19 protein-coding genes and 1 tRNA gene are annotated in these 18,167 nt (G+C 57.2%); 2 read left to right on the forward strand and 18 right to left on the reverse strand.

Going from position 1 to position 18,167, the window contains the following annotated elements; all coding sequences use genetic code 11:
- Nucleotides 1–44 precede the first annotated feature (44 nt).
- From E8L22_RS19765 to E8L22_RS19800, 8 genes are all read right to left on the reverse strand, one after another.
- Entirely contained in the window at nt 45–1,595 is a 1,551-nt protein-coding gene (locus E8L22_RS19765; protein ID WP_136514400.1) for an acyl-CoA carboxylase subunit beta, read from the reverse strand.
- Nucleotides 1,596–1,622: 27 nt separating this feature from the next.
- On the reverse strand, nt 1,623–2,390 hold the full coding sequence (locus E8L22_RS19770; RefSeq protein ID WP_136526816.1) for a LamB/YcsF family protein: 768 nt from the start codon (nt 2,388–2,390) through the stop codon (nt 1,623–1,625).
- Between the two features lie 4 nt (nt 2,391–2,394).
- The gene (locus E8L22_RS19775; protein ID WP_136526817.1) at nt 2,395–3,387 is read right to left on the reverse strand and encodes a 5-oxoprolinase subunit C family protein; all 993 of its coding nucleotides are present in this window, start codon (nt 3,385–3,387) and stop codon (nt 2,395–2,397) included.
- Nucleotides 3,375–4,133: a 5-oxoprolinase subunit PxpB gene (gene pxpB / locus E8L22_RS19780; protein WP_136526818.1), complete on the reverse strand. Its 759-nt coding sequence runs from the start codon at nt 4,131–4,133 to the stop codon at nt 3,375–3,377. Before pxpB ends, E8L22_RS19775 begins: the two co-directional genes overlap by 13 nt.
- Nucleotides 4,130–7,084 carry an NAD-glutamate dehydrogenase domain-containing protein gene (locus E8L22_RS19785; protein WP_246044809.1) on the reverse strand — a complete coding sequence of 985 codons (2,955 nt, stop codon included), beginning with the start codon at nt 7,082–7,084 and terminating at the stop codon, nt 4,130–4,132. The genes pxpB and E8L22_RS19785 overlap by 4 nt, the downstream gene beginning before the upstream one ends.
- 20 nt (nt 7,085–7,104) lie before the next feature.
- Complete coding sequence (locus E8L22_RS19790; RefSeq protein ID WP_136526819.1) at nt 7,105–8,073, reverse strand: DUF979 domain-containing protein; 969 nt, start codon at nt 8,071–8,073, stop codon at nt 7,105–7,107.
- Nucleotides 8,070–8,810, reverse strand: a complete 741-nt coding sequence (locus E8L22_RS19795; protein ID WP_136514405.1) for a DUF969 domain-containing protein — start codon at nt 8,808–8,810, stop codon at nt 8,070–8,072. The genes E8L22_RS19790 and E8L22_RS19795 overlap by 4 nt, the downstream gene beginning before the upstream one ends.
- Nucleotides 8,811–9,628: 818 nt before the next feature.
- Nucleotides 9,629–10,435 (reverse strand): tetratricopeptide repeat protein, encoded by an 807-nt coding sequence (locus E8L22_RS19800; protein ID WP_136526820.1) that lies wholly within the window; start codon nt 10,433–10,435, stop codon nt 9,629–9,631.
- Between the two features lie 281 nt (nt 10,436–10,716).
- On the opposite strand from E8L22_RS19800, the gene E8L22_RS19805 reads away from it, so the two are divergent.
- Both E8L22_RS19805 and E8L22_RS19810 read left to right on the forward strand, forming a co-directional pair.
- Nucleotides 10,717–10,899 (forward strand): hypothetical protein, encoded by a 183-nt coding sequence (locus E8L22_RS19805; protein WP_136526821.1) that lies wholly within the window; start codon nt 10,717–10,719, stop codon nt 10,897–10,899.
- 69 nt (nt 10,900–10,968) lie between these two features.
- Entirely contained in the window at nt 10,969–11,223 is a 255-nt protein-coding gene (locus tag E8L22_RS19810; RefSeq protein ID WP_136526822.1) for a hypothetical protein, read from the forward strand.
- Nucleotides 11,224–11,287: 64 nt separating this feature from the next.
- Here the strand turns inward: E8L22_RS19810 and E8L22_RS19815 are convergent, their stop codons facing one another.
- The 10 genes from E8L22_RS19815 to E8L22_RS19860 form a co-directional block, all read right to left on the reverse strand.
- Nucleotides 11,288–12,583 carry a hypothetical protein gene (locus E8L22_RS19815; RefSeq protein ID WP_136526823.1) on the reverse strand — a complete coding sequence of 432 codons (1,296 nt, stop codon included), beginning with the start codon at nt 12,581–12,583 and terminating at the stop codon, nt 11,288–11,290.
- Between the two features lie 267 nt (nt 12,584–12,850).
- Nucleotides 12,851–13,324, reverse strand: coding sequence for a helix-turn-helix domain-containing protein (locus E8L22_RS19820; protein ID WP_136526824.1), 474 nt, complete (start codon nt 13,322–13,324; stop codon nt 12,851–12,853).
- Nucleotides 13,325–13,362: 38 nt separating this feature from the next.
- Nucleotides 13,363–13,614 carry a hypothetical protein gene (locus tag E8L22_RS19825; RefSeq protein ID WP_136526825.1) on the reverse strand — a complete coding sequence of 84 codons (252 nt, stop codon included), beginning with the start codon at nt 13,612–13,614 and terminating at the stop codon, nt 13,363–13,365.
- Nucleotides 13,615–13,715: 101 nt separating this feature from the next.
- Entirely contained in the window at nt 13,716–14,141 is a 426-nt protein-coding gene (locus E8L22_RS19830; protein WP_136526826.1) for a hypothetical protein, read from the reverse strand.
- A complete protein-coding gene (locus tag E8L22_RS19835; protein WP_162604880.1) occupies nt 14,129–14,851 on the reverse strand; it encodes a toprim domain-containing protein in 723 nt (240 codons plus the stop codon). The genes E8L22_RS19830 and E8L22_RS19835 overlap by 13 nt, the downstream gene beginning before the upstream one ends.
- A 142-nt stretch (nt 14,852–14,993) precedes the next feature.
- On the reverse strand, nt 14,994–15,236 hold the full coding sequence (locus tag E8L22_RS19840; protein WP_136526828.1) for a hypothetical protein: 243 nt from the start codon (nt 15,234–15,236) through the stop codon (nt 14,994–14,996).
- A 93-nt stretch (nt 15,237–15,329) separates the two neighbouring features.
- Nucleotides 15,330–15,563: a helix-turn-helix transcriptional regulator gene (locus E8L22_RS19845; RefSeq protein WP_136526829.1), complete on the reverse strand. Its 234-nt coding sequence runs from the start codon at nt 15,561–15,563 to the stop codon at nt 15,330–15,332.
- A gap of 279 nt (nt 15,564–15,842) precedes the next feature.
- Nucleotides 15,843–17,063, reverse strand: coding sequence for a tyrosine-type recombinase/integrase (locus E8L22_RS19850; RefSeq protein ID WP_136526830.1), 1,221 nt, complete (start codon nt 17,061–17,063; stop codon nt 15,843–15,845).
- Nucleotides 17,064–17,241: 178 nt separating this feature from the next.
- A tRNA-Arg gene (locus E8L22_RS19855) sits at nt 17,242–17,318 on the reverse strand.
- 117 nt (nt 17,319–17,435) lie between these two features.
- On the reverse strand, nt 17,436–18,128 hold the full coding sequence (locus E8L22_RS19860; RefSeq protein ID WP_136514406.1) for a DUF1573 domain-containing protein: 693 nt from the start codon (nt 18,126–18,128) through the stop codon (nt 17,436–17,438).
- Nucleotides 18,129–18,167: the final 39 nt, after the last annotated feature.

Raw genomic sequence — 18,167 nt, forward strand, 5'->3', positions numbered from 1 at the left:
ACTACTCCTTGCTGTTACGCTTCGGCTGCACTCGTACTTGCCGTTTACAGGGGTATGTTGCCGTGCTTGCGCGGCGGGTTCGCGTCGCGTTTGTTCTTGCACATCTCGAGCACGCTGATGAGCTTCGAGCGGGTCGCCGCGGGATCGATGACCTCGTCGATGTAGCCGAGCTCGGCGGCGTTGTACGGGTTGGCGAACTTCTCGCGGTAATCCCGAACCAGTGACTTCCGGGTTTCCTGCGGGTTGTCCGAAGCGTACATCTCGGCGCGGTGAATGATGTTCACGGCACCTTCCGGCCCCATCACCGCGATCTCAGCCGTGGGGAAGGCCATGCTGTAGTCGCCGCGGATATGTTTGGAGTTCATGACGCAGTAAGCGCCGCCGTAGGCCTTGCGGGTGATGACGGTGATCTTGGGTACCGTTGCCTCGGCCATGGCGTAGAGGAGTTTGGCGCCATGCTTGATGATGCCCCCAAGCTCCTGTCCCACCCCCGGCATGAAACCGGGGACGTCCTCGAAGATGACCAAGGGGATGTTGAAGCTGTCGCAGAAACGGGTGAAGCGTGCCCCCTTGAGGGATGAATCGACGTCCAAGGCCCCGGCCAGAAAGATCGGCTGGTTCGCTACGACGCCGACCGGCCTGCCGTTCAACCGGGCGAAGCCGACCACCAGGTTCTTCGCGTAGTGTTCCTGGACCTCGAAGAAGTAGCGGTCGTCGACCACGGCCTTGATGACCTCCTTCATGTCGTAGGGGACGTTGGGGTCGTCAGGAATCATGGTGCGCAGGGCATCCTCGCAGCGATTGATATCGTCTTCGCACGCCGTCCGGGGAGGGTCCTCCATGTTGTTCAGCGGGATAAAGGAGAAGAGCTCGCGCATCATCAGCAGGCACTCCTCGTCGTCCGAACAGGCGAAGTGGGCGCAGCCGGACTTCGAGTTGTGGGTCATGGCCCCGCCCAATTCCTCCTTCGTCACTTCCTCGTGGGTCACTGTCTTGATGACCTCCGGCCCGGTGATGAACATGTAGGAGGTGTCCTTCACCATGAAGACGAAATCGGTGATGGCAGGCGAATAGACCGCCCCTCCCGCGCAGGGGCCCATTATGGCCGACAGCTGCGGCACCACCCCCGAGGAGGTTACGTTGCGCAGGAAGATGTCCGCGTAGCCTGCCAGCGAATCGACTCCCTCCTGGATCCGGGCGCCCCCCGAATCGTTCAGGCCGATCACCGGCGCGCCGTTTTTCAGGGCCATGTCCATGATCTTCACGATCTTTTCGGCGTAGCTCTTGGAGAGTGACCCGCCGAACACGGTGAAGTCCTGGGCGAACACATAGGCAGGCCTCCCTTCGATGGTGCCGTAGCCGGTCACGACACCGTCGCCTGCGATCTTCTGCTTCTCCATGCCGAAGTTGTGGCAACGGTGCGTCACGAACTTGTCGATCTCGTTGAAGCTCCCCTCGTCCAGCAGGACCGCGATACGTTCCCTGGCGGTCAGTCGGCCGGACTTGTGATGCTTCTCGATCCTGTCGGCGCCGCCGCCCAGTTCGGCCTCTTCGTTTTTTGCCTGCAAAAGATGGAGTTTGTTTTCGATGGTCATGGTCTACCTCGTTTTACCAACCGTTCTTTAGCCCGCGTAGCTGCCGAATGCCTTCAGATGGACCTTTTCCTGCTCAAGCCTCGACCTGATGATCCGGATCATCTCGATGGCTTCCGCCGTATCGCCGTGAACGCAGATGGTCTGGGCGTTGAGCGGAACCGGGGTGCCGTCGATGGAAATCACGCTGCGGTCCCTCACCATGGTCAGAACCCGTTCCGCCGCCAGCGCCGGATCATGGATCACCGCACCCGGCTGGTTGCGCGGCACGAGCTTTCCTTCACTCGTGTATGCGCGGTCGGCGAAGACCTCTTCCACGTACCGGATGCCGGTTTCCTTGGCCGCAGCCACCATCTCGGAATTGCTCAGGCATACGAGGTACAGTTCCGGATCCAGGGCCTTCATCGCTTCCGTAATGGCGAGGGCTATGGGGCGGCTGACGGCGGCCTTATTGTAGAGTGCCCCGTGGGGCTTTACGTGCTGCAGTTTGATCCCTTCGCACTTGCAGAACGCCGACAGGGCGCCTATCTGGTAGATGAGATCCGCAGTGACCTCCTCTGCCGAGAGTTCCATGGGACGTCTCCCGAAGCCGACCAGGTCGGGGTAGGAGGGATGTGCTCCAACGGCGACACCGTGTGCCTTGGCCATCCTGACCGTATTCCGGATCGTCGCCGGGTCGGATGCGTGAAACCCGCAGGCTATGTTCGCCGAGGTGATGAAGGGCATGACCTGTTCGTCACTGCCGATGGTGTACGCCCCGAACCCTTCGCCCATGTCGCAATTCAAATCGATGTGCATATCCTCAAACCTCCTTGCTTGCAGCCGCGCCTTTTACCGGCGCGCCCCCCAATGGCCCGTGACTTACCCCGACAGCGGTCTTCTCGTAGGCGGCACTTTCCGCGGCCAGCGCTGCGACGGCCTCCTGATCGCTGCACTCCACAAAGGTGACGCTGTCTCCTGCCTTCGCCTGTGCCAGCCTTGAAAGGTCGGGCCCGATCACGAAGCCGATCTTGGCGTAGCCGCCGGTGGTCTGGCAATCCGCCATCATGACGATGGGATGCCCGTCTCCCGGCACCTGTATCGCCCCGGCGCTCAGCGCGTCCGAGATGATGTCGGCCCCGGAGGCATGCTCGACGGTCGGGCCTTCGAGCAGGACGCCCATCCGGTCGTTCCTGGACGAAACGGTGAAGCTCTTGCTGAAAAGCGACTGCAACCCCTCGGCGGTGAAGAGGCCGTCCTGCGGCCCCGGGATCACCCGCAGGCGCACCTCGTTGCCGTATTTGGGCAGGTGATGGTACGACAGCGCGCGAGGTGCGCAGGGCATCTCGCCTGCCTTGCCGATTTCGATGACGTCATCGGCCTTGAGCGCCCGTCCGTCAAACCCGCCTATCCCGGCACGGGTATAGGTCGATCTGCTTCCCATGACTTTGGGGACCTCGATGCCGCCGTAGAAGGCGATATAACTCCGGCAACCGTTCACCGCGTAGCCGAAGGAAAGTTCGCTGTTAGCGGGAACGTAAAAGGCGGACCAGTTTTGGATCTTTTTGCCGTTCAGCGTCCCCTGCATATCGGCCCCGCAAACGGCCAGGTAGGTCTCGTTGGGGAACCGGAAGGTCCCCCCCAGCATGGTCATTTCCAGGACGGCGGCTCCGGGTTCGTTACCGGCCAGGATATTGGCCATGGTTGCGGCGTAACGGTCCATGACCCCGGAAACCGGCATCCCGAAGGCGCGATACCCGGTACGTCCCCGGTCCTGGACGGTCGTCAGCATCCCCGGCTTGATCACAGTGCACATGCGGCGTCCTCCCCCTGTTTGACCGTGCCGGTCACCGGCTTATAGCTTCCCGACTCCACCTGACACAGGATCTCCTGGAAGGTCCCGGCATTGATCGCGGTAAAGCGGAGATAGTTTCCTGCCGCGAAGAGAAAGGGATCGGCCGAGCCGGGATTGAAGAGTTGCAGCGGCGTGCGGCCGATCAACTGCCATCCCCCGGGGCTCTGGATCGGATAGATGCCGGTCTGGCTCCCTGCGATGCCGATGGAACCGGCGGGGATCACCACCCTCGGTTGAGCCAGTCGCGGTGCGGCGATGCGGTCCGACATCCCCCCGAGGTAGGGAAAACCAGGGGTGAAGCCGAGCATGTAGACCTGGTAGGCCCGCGAGGTGTGGATCTCCACCACCTCCTCAACACTCAGCTTGTTGTGGCTCGCGACGAACTCCAGGTCCGGCCCGAACTCGCCGCCGTAGCAGACCGGGATGCTGACCACCGTCGCGGTGTCGACCTTCTCGCCGCTTTCCGCGTCGCTATCCAGAAACAGCCTGATCTTATCGGTGAGCGCTTCACGGCTGATGCGCAGCGGGTCGAAGTAGACCATCAGCGAGCGGTAGGTCGGCACCAGCTCGAGTATCTCGTCCGGCATCTTCCCGGAGATCTGCTGCGCCAGGCGATGCACGCGGGCGTTTACTCCAGGATCGATGACGTCGCCGAAGTCCACCACCACCCCTTGCTCGCCCGCTTTGACGATGTTGATGTTGCTCATGCTTCCACCCCCGGAAAGTTGCGGTCCAGGAACACCTTCACGAACTCCTCGAAGTCCGACTCCTGGTCGCCCCGGTACACCATGGCGGAACCTATTTCGGCGGCGAGTATCGCGAAAAGGTACTTCTGCGGCAGCTGACCGATCCGCTGGTTGTAGCAGCTGTTTTCGCTCAGGAAGCGGGGGAGGTGGCTCAGGATGGCGCGCCGGAACAAGGGCTGCAGGCAGATCTCCGGCCGCTTCTGGAAAAACTTGAAGAGTCGCGCGTAGTGCGTGTTGATCTCGGCACTGATGGAGTTGGAAATGTCGGTGCAGAGTAGGTTCGGCTGCTCGCGACGGCGCTTGAGGATCAGTCGTGCCTCGTCGGCGGCACGCTTTTCCAGGATCTGGAGCACGTCCGCGACATAGGCCTCCTTGTTGGCAAGGAACTCCTCCTCGGTGAGCAGCAGGTTGGCGATGATCTCGTAGGAGGACGAGATGACCCCGCACTTGTTCGCGGAGGCGTCCCGCATGATGATGACACCTTTTTTCTGCAGCTGCTGGCGCGCCTCCGGGGTGATGAACGAGTTGGCCCCCTCGATGATGACCTTGGCGGAAGGGGTTCCATCCGCGAGAAAGAACCGCTCCCAGTTGTGCATGTCGATGGTCTCGGGCCTCCCCCCGCCGGGGATGAAAAGGTCCGCCTCGACCGAGAAGGGGAGTTCCGCGAATTCCCTTGAGAATTCATCGACCGAGATCCACTCTTCCTCCACTCCGGCCGCCGTCCGGGTCACCTTGCGGTAGAGCTCGCGCAGCCCTTCCGAGCGGCTGCCGCTACGAAAGAGCATGAAGCCGCCGGGGTTCAGTTTGCACGGGTCGAAGGCATCGAGATCGCGGGAAAGGAGGATGCGCCCGAGTTCCTCACGGTCCGCGCCCGCCGTGTCGCACAACGCCGCGGTACCGTCGAGGATGAGCCGAATCTGCACCTGCGGGGAGCGCTCCAAAAGCAAGCGCATGGCGTTTCCCGCCACGTCACCGTTCGGGCCGCCGGTCATCTTGACGGAGTAGGGGGCCTGGCGCATGTCGATGCCGAGCTCCGCCATGGTTATCTCGGCGAAGGTGACCACGCCAAGCGAGGTGACGCCGTATTCCTTGTGGTTGATGCCGACCTCTTTGCTGGACATGATGCCGTTGCCGAGGATGTACCCCCTTTTCTTTGAGAGGCGGGCGACGGCTTCGATGACGCTGTCGTGCATGTTCTCGTCGGGGCCGAGCTCGATCGGTTCTTCCTCGCGATAGTAGTCGACGACGGCAGGATTTTTCGCGATCCCGTTTTCGGTGACGTAGATGTCAAGGAAGGCGTGAATGACGCCGTACTGCAGCTTGTACAGGCGCCACGTTTCCTGGTCCCGATCCCTCGCCTTGAGGTCGGCGGTGTTCAGGATCAACACCATCTTCGAGCCGCCTTCGTAGATATCCTTGTTCTTTAGATGCTGGGTGAACGCCAGCACGAAGTTTTCCCGGAACAGGTTGTTCGAGTTGGTGACGAAGTCATCCTTCGTGCGGGCGATGACGGTGCGCCAGCCGCCGCGGGCGATGTCGGAAAAGCCAATGTGGTAACCGAAGCCGAAACGGCTGAAGAAGAAGGTGATGCGAAACGGCGTGCCTTCCGGGAGATCGGCGGTGAAGTCGGGACCGAGCTCGGCGAGGTAGGCGGGGTCGATCCTGAAGGAGAGTGCCTGTTTCACGACAACGAAGAAGTTAGTTTTCAGCGTGTTCCGGATGAAGGAGAGGCAGCAGCGGAAAATGGCCCTCCGGATGTCATCGAGGTAGCGGTGGCCGGTGCTGTAATCGGCCACGGTCTGCCGCGTTGCGGCCAATAGCGCCTCGTAATCGGCGCTCTCACGCCCGCGCGGGTCGAAGCGGCTGCGGAACAGTTTGACCAACTGGAGCGCTATCTCCGGGTGCGAGGTGAACGCGTCCTGCACGTCTTCGAGGCCGAAACGGTCCGGCTGGTTGTGGGCCAGGTTCGAATGGCAGAACGCGGTGAAGGCGTTGATGAGCGCGGCGTCTTCGCCGGAAATGACGTCCCTCGTTACGAACTCGCGGTAGGTCGGCGACGAGACATTGAGAATCTGCGTCGTGTACAGTTCGCCCTGCAGCCGGACAAAGCTGTCGGAGTTCTTTTCGAGCTGGCTCCCCCCGCGCGGGCGCACGTAGAACGTCCCGAGGAAATAAGGGTGAGTTCCGTTGGAGATGGTCAGGCAGTAGGCGCGGTTCACGGCCAGCCCCAGCCGGTTGAAGACCTCCATGACCTGCAGCAGGAAGTCCTTTTGCGGCGGGTTGGCGACGGCGAAGAGCACCCGGGACTCGCCTCCGGTCTCCATCGGTTCCACGTCCAGGTGCAGCCCGCCCCCCTGGTTCCCCATCTGGTACAGGTTGAGGATCTGCGCCACCCTCGCTGGGGGGGAGATGCGCACATAGCTTTCGTTGTTGAGCCAGATGATCCGGAGTAACCTGTCGAAATCCTCCGTGGGGCTTGCCGGGTATTCACGGATGAAATCACCGTAGATCCGTTCGCGGATGTCGGCCGGTACCTCGTTCCCCTTGCCGTTTAACACCTCGTGGTTGGACTTGCGGTCGAATTCGAGGCGCTGGATTTCCAGCGTCTGCTGCATGCCCGGCATAGGGCTCTCGGAGTGTGCGATCATCGCATAGGAAATCTCCCGCTCACGCACCCGCCCGATCGAGTCATACAGGGAGCCCGGAACGTTCGCCATGGCCTGGATGAAGCTCTTCTCCCGGTCCGCGAGGATCAGGCGGCGGTTATGCCGCAGGGTGCCCATTTCGCGTCTGAGGATGTCGATCGCCTCCGGTTCATCCTTCATGGAGACGAAAAAGTAGGGGTGCATTTCTTTTTCCAGCCAGCTCTGGTTCCCGCCGTTTACCGATTCTTCAACGCCTTGGTTGGACACGACTTTCTCCTTTGTCGGCTCTAGAACGCGTTCATCAGGAAATACATCAGGGCGATGTTGACGACCAAGAGTGGCAGGGCCGTCATGATCTGCACCTTGATGACGCCGTTTTTGTCCGGAAGTTCAAGAAGGGCCGCAGGGACGATGTTGAAGTTGGCCGCCATCGGCGTCATGAGCGTGCCGCAGTAACCCGAGAACATGCCGATCGCGGCGACGATGGCGGGGTTGCCGTGGAACACCCCCATGAGGATGGGAACTCCGACCCCTCCCGCCATTACCGGAAAGGCGGCAAAGGCATTACCCATGATCATGGTGAAGATGGTCATCCCGAGACAGAAGACCGCTACCGCAACCAGCTTGAAGTCCATCGGGATATAGGTTGTCGTCACGTTTGCGACCGCCTTGCCAACGCCTGCATCCATGAACAAAAGCCCAAGGACGGCCAGCATGTGGGGAAGCACCACGGCCCATCCCATCGAGTCGATCAGGCGGCGTGCTTCGCGCATGGCCTGCACCGGTGTGGATCCGGTGAAGCGGCAGGCGACGATCAGGGCGAGGATGCAGCCGATGCCGAGGCTGACCAGGGTGAAGTTCTTTTGATCGAGCAGGAACATGCCGCCGATCTTGGTTTTCTGGAACACCACCGAGCCGATCATAGTGGTGAAGGGGATGATCAAAGCCGGATAGAGCAGGCGGTTGCCGAGTTTCACGGCGCTGTCGTGGCGCTCTTTGGCGGTGAACTGGTGGTACTTGCCGAGTGAGACACCGCCCAGACCCGCGATGAGCGCCATGGCTACGACGATGATGCCTGCGAAAAGGGGAGGGATCAGGTCACCGATCAGAAACACCACCGCGTAGAGGGCCCAGAACGAGCCGGTAGCGATCCTTCTTGGGTTCCCTTTGTCGCGAAAGGACATCAGGGAGATGATGGTCAGGGTCAGTCCGAGCAGTATGAAAAAGTAGTTCAGGGGCAAGATCGTCGAGCTCATGCTTTTTCTCCTGTGAATGCTTCAGTAACTACGGCTTCAGTCGTTTTCTGCAGTCCCAGTTCACGTTCGATTTCGACATCCAGCCTGCGCAGGCGGAAAGCGTGGATGGTGAACGCGGAGATGGCCGTCGGGATGCCCCATAGCGCCATGTGCAGCGGATTGACCTCTATGCTGTACCCCCGCAGGATCGTCTGCATCAGCACGATGGCTCCGAACGCCACGAAGATGTCTTCCCCGAAGAAGAGCCCCACGTTATCCGTGGCGGCCGCCATTGCCCGTATCTTGTGCAGCAGCTTCTCCGGTATGGAGCCGTAACGGTTTTCGGTGGCCCCCTCCGCCATCGGCGCTATCAGCGGGCGCACCATTTGGGGATGGCCGCCGAGACTCACTAAGCCAAGCCCCGCAGTGATTTCGCGCACAAACAGGTAGACCATCAGCAACCGCCCCGCAGTCGCCGACTTGATCTTGGCGATGATCAGCTGGGCCTGTTCCTTCAGCCCGTAGCGCTCCAAAAGACCGATGACCCCCAGCGGCAGCAATAGAATCAGGGGCAGATTTCTGGTCTTGATGAATCCGGTGCCCAGCGAGATGAGGATTTTGTCGATGGGCATGGCTGCGGTGAGACCGGTAACCACCGCCGCGATGATTACAACCATTACGGGGTTTTGCCGTAGGATAAAACCGGCAATGATTACGGCAACTCCGATGAGCGGCCAGAGATTTACAGCTCCTTGCATGGCATTCTCCTTTTCCAGGTGGTGAACCTACGATTATGAACTTAGCGCCGACCGGTCTGCTCTGGAGTCTCAGGCCGAGCAGTGGATATTAAGAAATTTATGTCTCTCAGGAGCCTTCACCAGAGCCGTAAATGGGAAGAGGGGGGCTGCTCTTGTCGTGAAGTCTGTCCGCCGTCCAATCAGGCACTGCGTGAGCAGGCAGGACAGCGGCCGCACAGCGGTCTGTACCTGCCGTAACAAACACTGTTCGGTATACAAACATTTCGTTGATAAAATGTCAACGTTTTGTTGATGAGTCGTTGATGTTTTTTTTGCAGTCATAGGCGGATAGCCATGAGCTTCAGCCTGAGGGCTTGTCATGGTTATGTCGGCGGCAACGGCGCGCAATGAGTACCTCTCCGCTCTGTATGCGGTTGAGCCTCTGGAACAGGGTTTCCTGAGAGTCGAGCTGGAAGGTGTGAGAGTGGAGACGAGGTGGTGGATGTAATTTCGGGAGGGCAAGACGAAGTGACAGATGAGACAGGTGGGGGGCGGGCATGCTGCTGCGGGAAAACAAAAAGGCCCTGATCGCTCAGGGCCTTTTTGTTCTCTGAAACTGCTTGTAATAGTTGGCGAGATGCCCATATAACGAATTGGTTAACATCTTGGTATTACATTGCTATTCTGTGTATGCTCGGAGCATATACCCCCAATAATACCCCCTCCATGATGGCTCTTATTGCGTTACTCCCCCTCCCCCCCTGAGTCCTGGACGGGACCATTTTCCCAGGGGGGGAGGGTGGCTTGAGCAAGGTCGCTGTGCAACTATCGGTGCTCTTCTAACGCGTTGGAAACAAAAAGGGTGCGAGGAAGGCTGCAGCTTTTGGATCTCGTTCTCGTGGTGTCCACTCCCTTGCTAGCTTTTGGGCCTGTTCAATCTGGCTGGCGGTCATGAGGCTTGCTAACTCTTGCAAATATTGTGGAATAGGCGAATGGCCCTGCGATCTTGCTAAATTAGCCCACTTATGAGCCTCGACGTAATCTTGCAACACTCCCACTCCTCCCCAATATCTTGCACTTAACCTCAGTTGCGCATCTGGATCTCCCTGTTGTGCAGCTAACAAATACAATTTTGTAGCAGTAGCCGCATCCCTTGTCACCCCCCTGCCTGTGTCATAGAACCACGCCAACAAGCTTTCTGCTTCTTTAAGATCTACTCTCACTAGGCTAGATAGCCAAATTAGCGCCTGCCGGTCATCCTGTGATACTCCTTTATTGAAGGCATAGTCAGTAGCAACCAGATACATCGACACCCAGTTACCTAGTTTAGCTGATAGAAGAGCCCAATTGAACCCTTCTGAGTCATCTTGCCTTACTCCTTGACCAAGTCGATACATCATGGATAGATAATATTGCGGCCATCCATCTGTGTCTTCGCCGCTGCTTACTTCCGTTTTACATAACGAAAAAGCACTAGCATAGTTCTTGGCTAAATAAGCATCAGCACAAGTTGAATATTCGGCCCCCGCCATCCTAACATCCACTATGATGCTCACGAATATCAACAGTAATGAGAGGGATTTTTTTAACACATTACCACCTCCTGTTGAAGTTGCCATTTCCCAGTATACCGCGATATCGGCCACTGTCTTATGATCCGTCCCCTTGGTGTGGTTCCGGCAGTATCAGAGTCCAATGCGTTTCAGTCAGCCTGACAGTTTTGCAGGTAGCTCTGAATAAAATCAATAGGTTAGATGTTGACAGCGCGTGCTAATGCAGGTACGATTGGATTATCCAAAAGGAAGCGGCCAAGCGAAATCACCGTGTGCCTGAGTCTCTCCGCATTGTGAAGTGCGGGGGCGGTTACCCTTGGCGACCGTTGGAAAGACTCAGGCTCCAAAATCCAAAAACGTCAAGGGGGTAGCAAATGGAAAAGCGAATGATGCTGTCGGAAAAAATCGCGCTGGAAATGGCTATCGTTGAGAAGCACGGTGACATGATGGTTTACCTGGGCGATATGGAGCCGCTCACGGGCGCAGACCTGGAAGTGGTCACCGCGTTGGAACCTGAGAAGCACGGGGAAAAGTTTCTGCACATAGGCGACTGGTAAAAAACGGTAGGATAGTAAAGGCGGGGGGGCTGAGAAGGCCCCCTTTTCATATCTGAATGAGGGGGCGATATGGTTGAGAAATCCATCGAACAGGTCACGATGACAATCAAGGAGGCGGTGGAGAGGCACAAGGGTGTCACGGCCCGACAATTCCGTAAATTGTGCCTCAGAGGAAAGTATCTAGCCAAGATCCACGGCGGGGCAAGCAGAGTTCCGGCGAAGGAACTGAACACCGCTCTCTTCGCTAAGAAGTGGGGGCGGGATTGGCAGATTCCAGTTGCAGAGTTGGACCGGCTTTTTTTGCCTACTGAAAACTATCGATGATGATGGTGGGCTGCAGACTAGCACCCTGGCGGGGAATTGTCTGCAACCCGAAGAGTTGTGTCGGCTATTTCCAGAAAGACGAGAGCGGCTTTTTCTGTGTGCTCGGCTGCCAGGACTTACCGCCGTCATTGGAGACAATTTTTTGGCCGGTCTGCGGATTGGTGGCGTACATGGGAGCCGGTGCTGCCGGTTTCTCGCTGCCGCCCTTGTAGGTCTTGAAGCGGTCACCGTGGGTTGCTCTCAGGTAGCCTTCGGTATTGGCGATTTCAGCCCGTACCGTGGCAAGGGCATTGTCAATCTGCGTCTGCGGTATGACTTGGCCGGTAATCGGGTCGTAGCCTTTCTGGATACCAGCTTCTTGCCTGCGAAGGGTTTGGAGCTTTGTTACCCACTGGTTGAAGTCCTGTCGCTCGTCCTTTGCTGCTCTTTCCCCTTCGTGATCTTTTGCCACTTTCGGGTGATTGGTGACGCCGGTATTCTCCACCGGACGTGCGAACATATCCAGGCTGACAACATGGGTTGCATCGCCTGCGCTGGTGGTCACGGTCTTGTTGGTCGGGCCAGAGTTCCGGCTTGCGATGTCCTTCAGGCGTTCGTCCACAACTTTCGGGTCTGCGCCGGGGATGGAATAAAGCAGTTCAGCAAGGCCGTTCCAACTGCCTACGGTACGCTTCAGGGGGTATTTGGCGATGGTCTGGTTGATCTGGTCATTTGCCGCGACCACCTTCTGCTTCTCGTCAAAGGTGCGGTTCTTGTCGAGAGTGTTGAGGTTGGTGTTCAGCACCTTGTCCATTTTTTCCGACATGGGGTTGGTCACCCTCGCGGCGAAGTCGGCAGGGGTAGCGGTACCTGCGGCCACACGGCGCTCGATGGAGCCGAGCCGTTGCAGGTTCTCGATGTCCCTTGCCTCGCTGTTGGTAACAGGGTTGGTGCTGTACCCCTTGCTGAAGAAAGAAAGATCCCCGTTGAACCCTTGGCGCTGTAGCTCCTGCCGGGATGCGGGGTCATTGAAGAAACGCGGGTCGGTGGTGCCGGTCTGGTCGGCGTAATTCTGAAGGGTGTTCACCTCGGGGATGGCGTTCTTCTCGTTGATCCCTTTGGCAACGTCAAGAGAACGAGCCAGGGCTTTGCCTGCGGCCTCGGGGTTGGAGAACCTCTTGAGCATGGCCGCGTCAACCGGCGTGTTCGGGTCGGTGGCGAACTGCTGAAGGAGTTGGGTTGCGGCTTCTTTATCCTGGTCCTCGTTCTGTTGGTCCCTTACCTGCCGGTATGTCTGGTAGATGGAGTTCACCGGGTCCACAATCAATTTGTCTGCGGCGAAAGGTGCACCAAGCACCGCCGCCCATGCTGGCATTCCCATGTCGGTCCCCTCTTATGCTGCTGGTGTGTTCCCGTTGCCTCGGGGTGGCTTGATTCGTCCCTTCTGCTAGCAAATCAGTTCCTAAGTTACAAAAACCGAACAAAAAGGACTTGTTATCATCTTCTCTGCGGTGTTCACCTGTATTGTGCAGGTGGTAGTCTTCAAGATTCATGCAGCAAGGCATCGGATTTGTCTTATAATGGCAAATCAGCTTTTAGCCCTGCCACCACCATGCTCACACGACAAAACAGGCGGCAAAGTGCCAAATCAGTCTTCGCCCGTTTCATCACGCTTTTGTTTCTGGCCTTCGCTGCCGCCGCCGTCCGAACCCGAACCCATTTCACCGTTGCTAGGGCAGGGGGGCAGGTAACCGCCCTCACATGCTTCCCGCACCAGCCGCGCCATGATCCCGATGTTATCGGTTGATTGGCCGCGAATGAGCCGCGCTTTATCGGTGAAGGTGGCCGCAGAAATTGCCTTCTGCTGTAGGCTCGCTTTGGCTAGATCTTCTTCCGACACCGAATCCAGCACGGCCACGGCCAGTTGCTCAAAACGATTGGCAAGGCGGTCTTCAATCTTTGCCCTGGCATCGAGGACATCAGGCTCTTTCAGCACCCGTGCAATCGTCTTGGGGGCGCGGCCTGTAGCCTTGGCTATGGCCCTCTGGCTTTTCCCTGTGGCTGCAAGGGCTGCAATCTCTTGCTTCTCGATAGTGTCGAGGTGGTCCGATCTGGTTTTCATAATGACCTCATATAAAAAAAGGTAGTTGCCCGGTCGCCTCAGTTGACTACATGAAACGCTCCATCCCGGTAAATCTTGGTTTCATACTCCCTGAGCTTCAGCCTTATTTCCTCATCCGAGACATTAAGCGCTGCCTCTATCTGGTTGCGGATATGAGGAGGTGCGATCCGCATCGCTATCTCAATCAGATATTGGCACTCTTCGCTGCGGAGCCAGCTCATATCCTGCTCGACCTTTTCAGACATCATCTGGATTATCTCTTCATAGGTGATTCCGTTATTTATTTTCATGGCTTGTAGCTCCTTCTTACCATTAGAGGTACAGCGCCACTTCGCGCATTTGCGCGCGCATCTGCACTGCGCATCGTTGTTCTTGCTCTTGCTCTTGTTCTTTAATCCTTCAAAGTGGAAGATCCTCTTTCTAGGAACTGAAGGTACTGTTCCCTCAACTCGGGTTGTAGAAGGTTCAGCCCGTCAGTTGAGACCACCAGCAAGCTCGCCTCCGTCAGGCGGCTTTGTAGAGAGGTCCACGCCTCAAGCGTAAGGCCCATGGCTTTCGCGTTCCCCGGTGGGAAATTATCGACCATGCCCCCACGTCTCCACGCAATCACGCACCAAAGCAAGAACAGGCCTTTATCCTCGGGGGCGAGGGTGCTAAAACGCAGGTCTTTTTCGAGTTGCTCGGGGACAACGCTGAAGTACGGTGCGGTCCTTTCTTCAGGGGGGCGTACCTGTAATTCCTCTTGTGGGATGCTGCGGTATTTTTTGGCGCTCGTTCCGCGTCGATGGCTGTTCTTGATCTCGCCTACCTTGAACATGTCGCCTCCCCCATTCCTGAGAGTTGAAGGCGAACGGCCTCGATCCCTTCCTTCTGTGCAAGATCGTTGAAGTCCGAATCTTTCGGCCCCCTGGCACCAGGGAACAGGGGGAGCGCCAGCATACCGCCTACGATCCTTGCCGCTTCAGTTGCCATTGCAGCGCCGGGGTTGTCTTCGGTAGCGTGATCATCGTCTCCCGCAATGATGATTGGCAAGTCTGGAAACTGCGCCCTAATACCTTGCGCCACGGTAAGCAGGTTCCCTGCATCAAATGCGATGGCTACAGCATTGCCGGTTGCCCGATGAACGGTCGCGCCGGTCGCGTAGCCTTCACAGATAATGACGGGTTCCCTTGAAGCAATTTCCCCAAGCAGAAAAAAGTTCCCCTGTTTCACCGTCCCAGGCGTGAACCGCTTTGCCCCGTCTGGCCAGATTCGTTGCAAACCATGAAGGGAACCACCGATGTCTCTCACCGGAACCAACAGTGCTCCTTTGTGGTAGCGCAACCCCAAAGCAGAAACACCTTTGCGAACGAGGTAGGGATGTTTGTCTTGTGCCGGGGGTGCCGCTGTCCAGATCCGCTCGTGGTCAACCGTCAGTTGTTCAAGGGGATGGACTTGGGGAGAATAGCGAAACTCAGAACCATCAGTCCCGGCCTGCCAACGGTGAATCACCCCCGGTTTTTTGTAGGTGCCGAAAGTAGCGTTCACGGGGTGGTCTGCGTGGAGGCAGTACCAGCCGTTTCGGGAACCGCGCTTATCGCCGTTCACGTAAAACCTGTGTGTCACTCCATCCGGTACAGGGGACGTTCCAGGGTCGAGTCCTGCGGCGCACATGGCTTGCCTGACATCGCTAGCGGCGTTCATAGTTCCCCCTCCGTTTTAACTGGCGGTAGAGGTCACCACGCACACGCAATAGCTTTTTGGCGTTGAGGAACAACTCCCCAGTGTAATAGAGAGCAACTGTGTGAGCGACCTCTGGTAAGTTTGGGAACGAAAAGCAGGTTGTTCCGTCTTGACTGGGGGAGTTCAGATCGGCATTGATCCCGGTTGCTGCGGTGACTGCTGAAGCTAAATCTAAGCACTTGATATCCATCCTATGTGCCTCCTTGCCGCGTCTGCGGCTCTGGCCTCTTGATATAGCCGGTGCTTGTATCCTGCACCTCATCAGAGGCCCTTCTGAAATGGGCTATGCTGCATGTTGGTTGGCATCGGCGTTGGCTTTATCAATCCACTCACGCAGGGTGTCAACAGACCACGCGGCTGTACGTGGGCCAAGCTTAACGGGGGCCGGGAAACGCCCCTCACGGATGGCTTGGTAAATTGCGGATTTTGACCAGGGGATTACTGCCAGGACTTGCGGGAGACGAACAAAGCCGGTGGAAGGAAGGGGCATTACGGGGGAAGTGTTTTTGCTTTTCATTCGGTGAACCTCCTTGTGTTAGTGTCCTACTAGGTCCACACTAAGGCGATAAAGTCAGCTTGTCAATGGTCACCGATTTGGAATTTACTCTATGTAGTGTTGAATATTACATAAATGAAACTTACATTTATAAATAATAACAGTAAGTCTAGGTTGCAATAATGTAATAGAAGCAAACGAACCGTGATATGTTCTTGTCCTATGGTTGCCTGTAACAAAAAAGGGCCTCCGTTTCTGGAAGCCCTTCACATTTCGAGTGCATGCCGATCTATTGTTATTTCATGCCGCCCCAGTCTTGAACGGTAAAACCTTCGCGCCGACCTTCAACCCTTCCAGGTAATCCGCCCACAACTGCATCATCTTTTTGCGCTCCGCAAGGTGGGCCGTCCTGTTGTATGCTCGACCGTTGGGGTCCTTCACTGCGTGGGCAAGCTGGTGTTCAATGAAGTCGGGGCGTACCTGGAGCACTTCATCAAGGATCGTCCGTGCCATTGCTCTGAAACCGTGCCCGGTCATTTCATCTTTGTCAAAGCCCAGCCGTCTCAGGGCCGCATTTACTGCATTGTTGCTCATGGGGCGGTGGAAGGAACGGCCCGACGGGAAAAGGTAACGGCTCCCGCCTGTCAGGGCCTGCAACTCCTTCAGGATCGTGACCGCCTGAGCAGCGAGCGGCACAATGTGCGACTCCTTCATCTTCATACGCTCTGCGGGGATATTCCACTGTTCATTGTCGAAGTCGATCTCTGACCATTCGGCGTTTCGCAATTCACCGGGCCGGACAAAGGCGAGGGGGGCGAGTTGAAGGGCGCACTTTACTGGGAACGTCCCTTGGTAGCCGTCAATTGCCCGTAACAGTTCAGCGACCTGTTTCGGTTCCGTTATGGCGGCGTGGTGTTTTTTGCGACGAGGAGGCAGGGCACCTTTAAGGTCGCCGGTGGGGTCACGCTCTGCCCGTCCTGTTGCTACGGCATAGCGGAAGATTTGCCCACACATGATCTGTATCCGGTGGGCCGTTTCCAAGGCACCGCGCGATTCAACGCGCCTCAGTACCTTGAGAACGTCGGGAGCTTTGATGTCCTCGATAGGGCATGCACCGATGGAAGGGAAGACGTTTTGCACCAGTCGCCGCATGAGCATGTCGGCATAGCCACTGGTCCAGGTGGGGGTGTACTTGGTGTGCCACTCCCGCGCTACCACCTCAAAGCTGTTGGCTGTCTTGTCAGCGAAGGCTGCTTTTTGAGCCTTTTTCACAGCGTTGGGGTCCACCCCGGCTGCGAGTTGCCTTCTTGCTACGTCTTTCCTTGCTCTTGCCTCCGCGAGGGAGACTTCAGGGTAGGTGCCTAGGGCAAGTACCTTTTCCTTCCCTCCATAGCGGTACTTGAGACGCCAGCACTTGCCTCCCGCTGGGGTCACCAGAAGATACATCCCGTCACTGTCAGAAAGCTTTACCTGCTTTTCTCCCGGTTTAACATTCCTTGCCTTTACGTCTGTCAGGGCCACGGCTGCACCTCCAACTGGGGGTATTGTTTCCGGCTTGGGGGGATTTATACCTTAAAACTACCCCCAATACCCCCGGCTGTCAATGCCCTTTGGTGCACGTTTGTGCACAAATGAAAACAAAAAAGCCCCGATTTCTCAGGGCTTCTTGTTCCAATATGGAAGATGCTGCATTTAAAGTTGGTGGGCGAGATGGGATTCGAACCCATGACCCCTGGCTTCGGAGGCCAGTACTCTATCCAACTGAGCTACCCGCCCTGAAAATCTATCAGCTAGACAAAGAAGTCAATTGACGTGACATAACGGTCCATTCACAAGACCAAAGACCTATTCAATACACTATTTCTGGGACCAACTCAAGGTGAAAGTTTAAAATCATTTGGTCATCGTTCCATACACCGGGACGGTGATCTCTTTTTTCTGCGTGCTGTTGGTCACTATGTGCAGGTAGCCGCTCAGCACTTTCGCTTCCGGTTTTGCCTGTGCCGAAACTTCTATCGTCCCGGTCTCTCCAGGATCCAGTTCTCTCTTCCTGATCACCGGCTTTATCTGCAGCGATGACGACGTGACGTTCACGGCGAGAAGCTTTACCGTGCCTGCCCCGTTGTTGGTGACCTTCAGTACGCCTTTGGTGGCGAAGCTGCTGCTCACCGGTCCGAGGCTCAACTGGCGCGGGATCACCTGCAGTTCTTCTGTTACCGTCCCTTCCATGCTGAAGGTGTAGCTCGGACTCTTCCCGGCGTTGCTGGTGAGGGTAACCGTCTTGACCACTTTTCCCGAAAACGAGGTTGAATCGAAGGTTACTTCGATGGTGGCACTCTTGCCGGGGGGGACGACGGTGGTGGACGGCTTCACGGCGGTGCAGCCGCAGGACGCCTCCAGCTTCTTTATCTGCAGCGGTGCATCGCCGCCGTTTCTGACTTTAAAGGTATGCTGTACCTTTCTTCCCTGGGCAACGCTGCCGAAATTGAAGCTGCCTTGGTCGACGATCACTTCCGGTGCAGCCCAGGCCATCGTGACGGTGAGGGAATTAATAAGAAGGGCGTAAAGGATGCGGCGCAATTTCATGTGGTACCTCTTCTTCATATGAGGGATTTAGCACATCGG

The organism is Geomonas ferrireducens (genome assembly GCF_004917065.1).
Taxonomy (GTDB): domain Bacteria; phylum Desulfobacterota; class Desulfuromonadia; order Geobacterales; family Geobacteraceae; genus Geomonas; species Geomonas ferrireducens.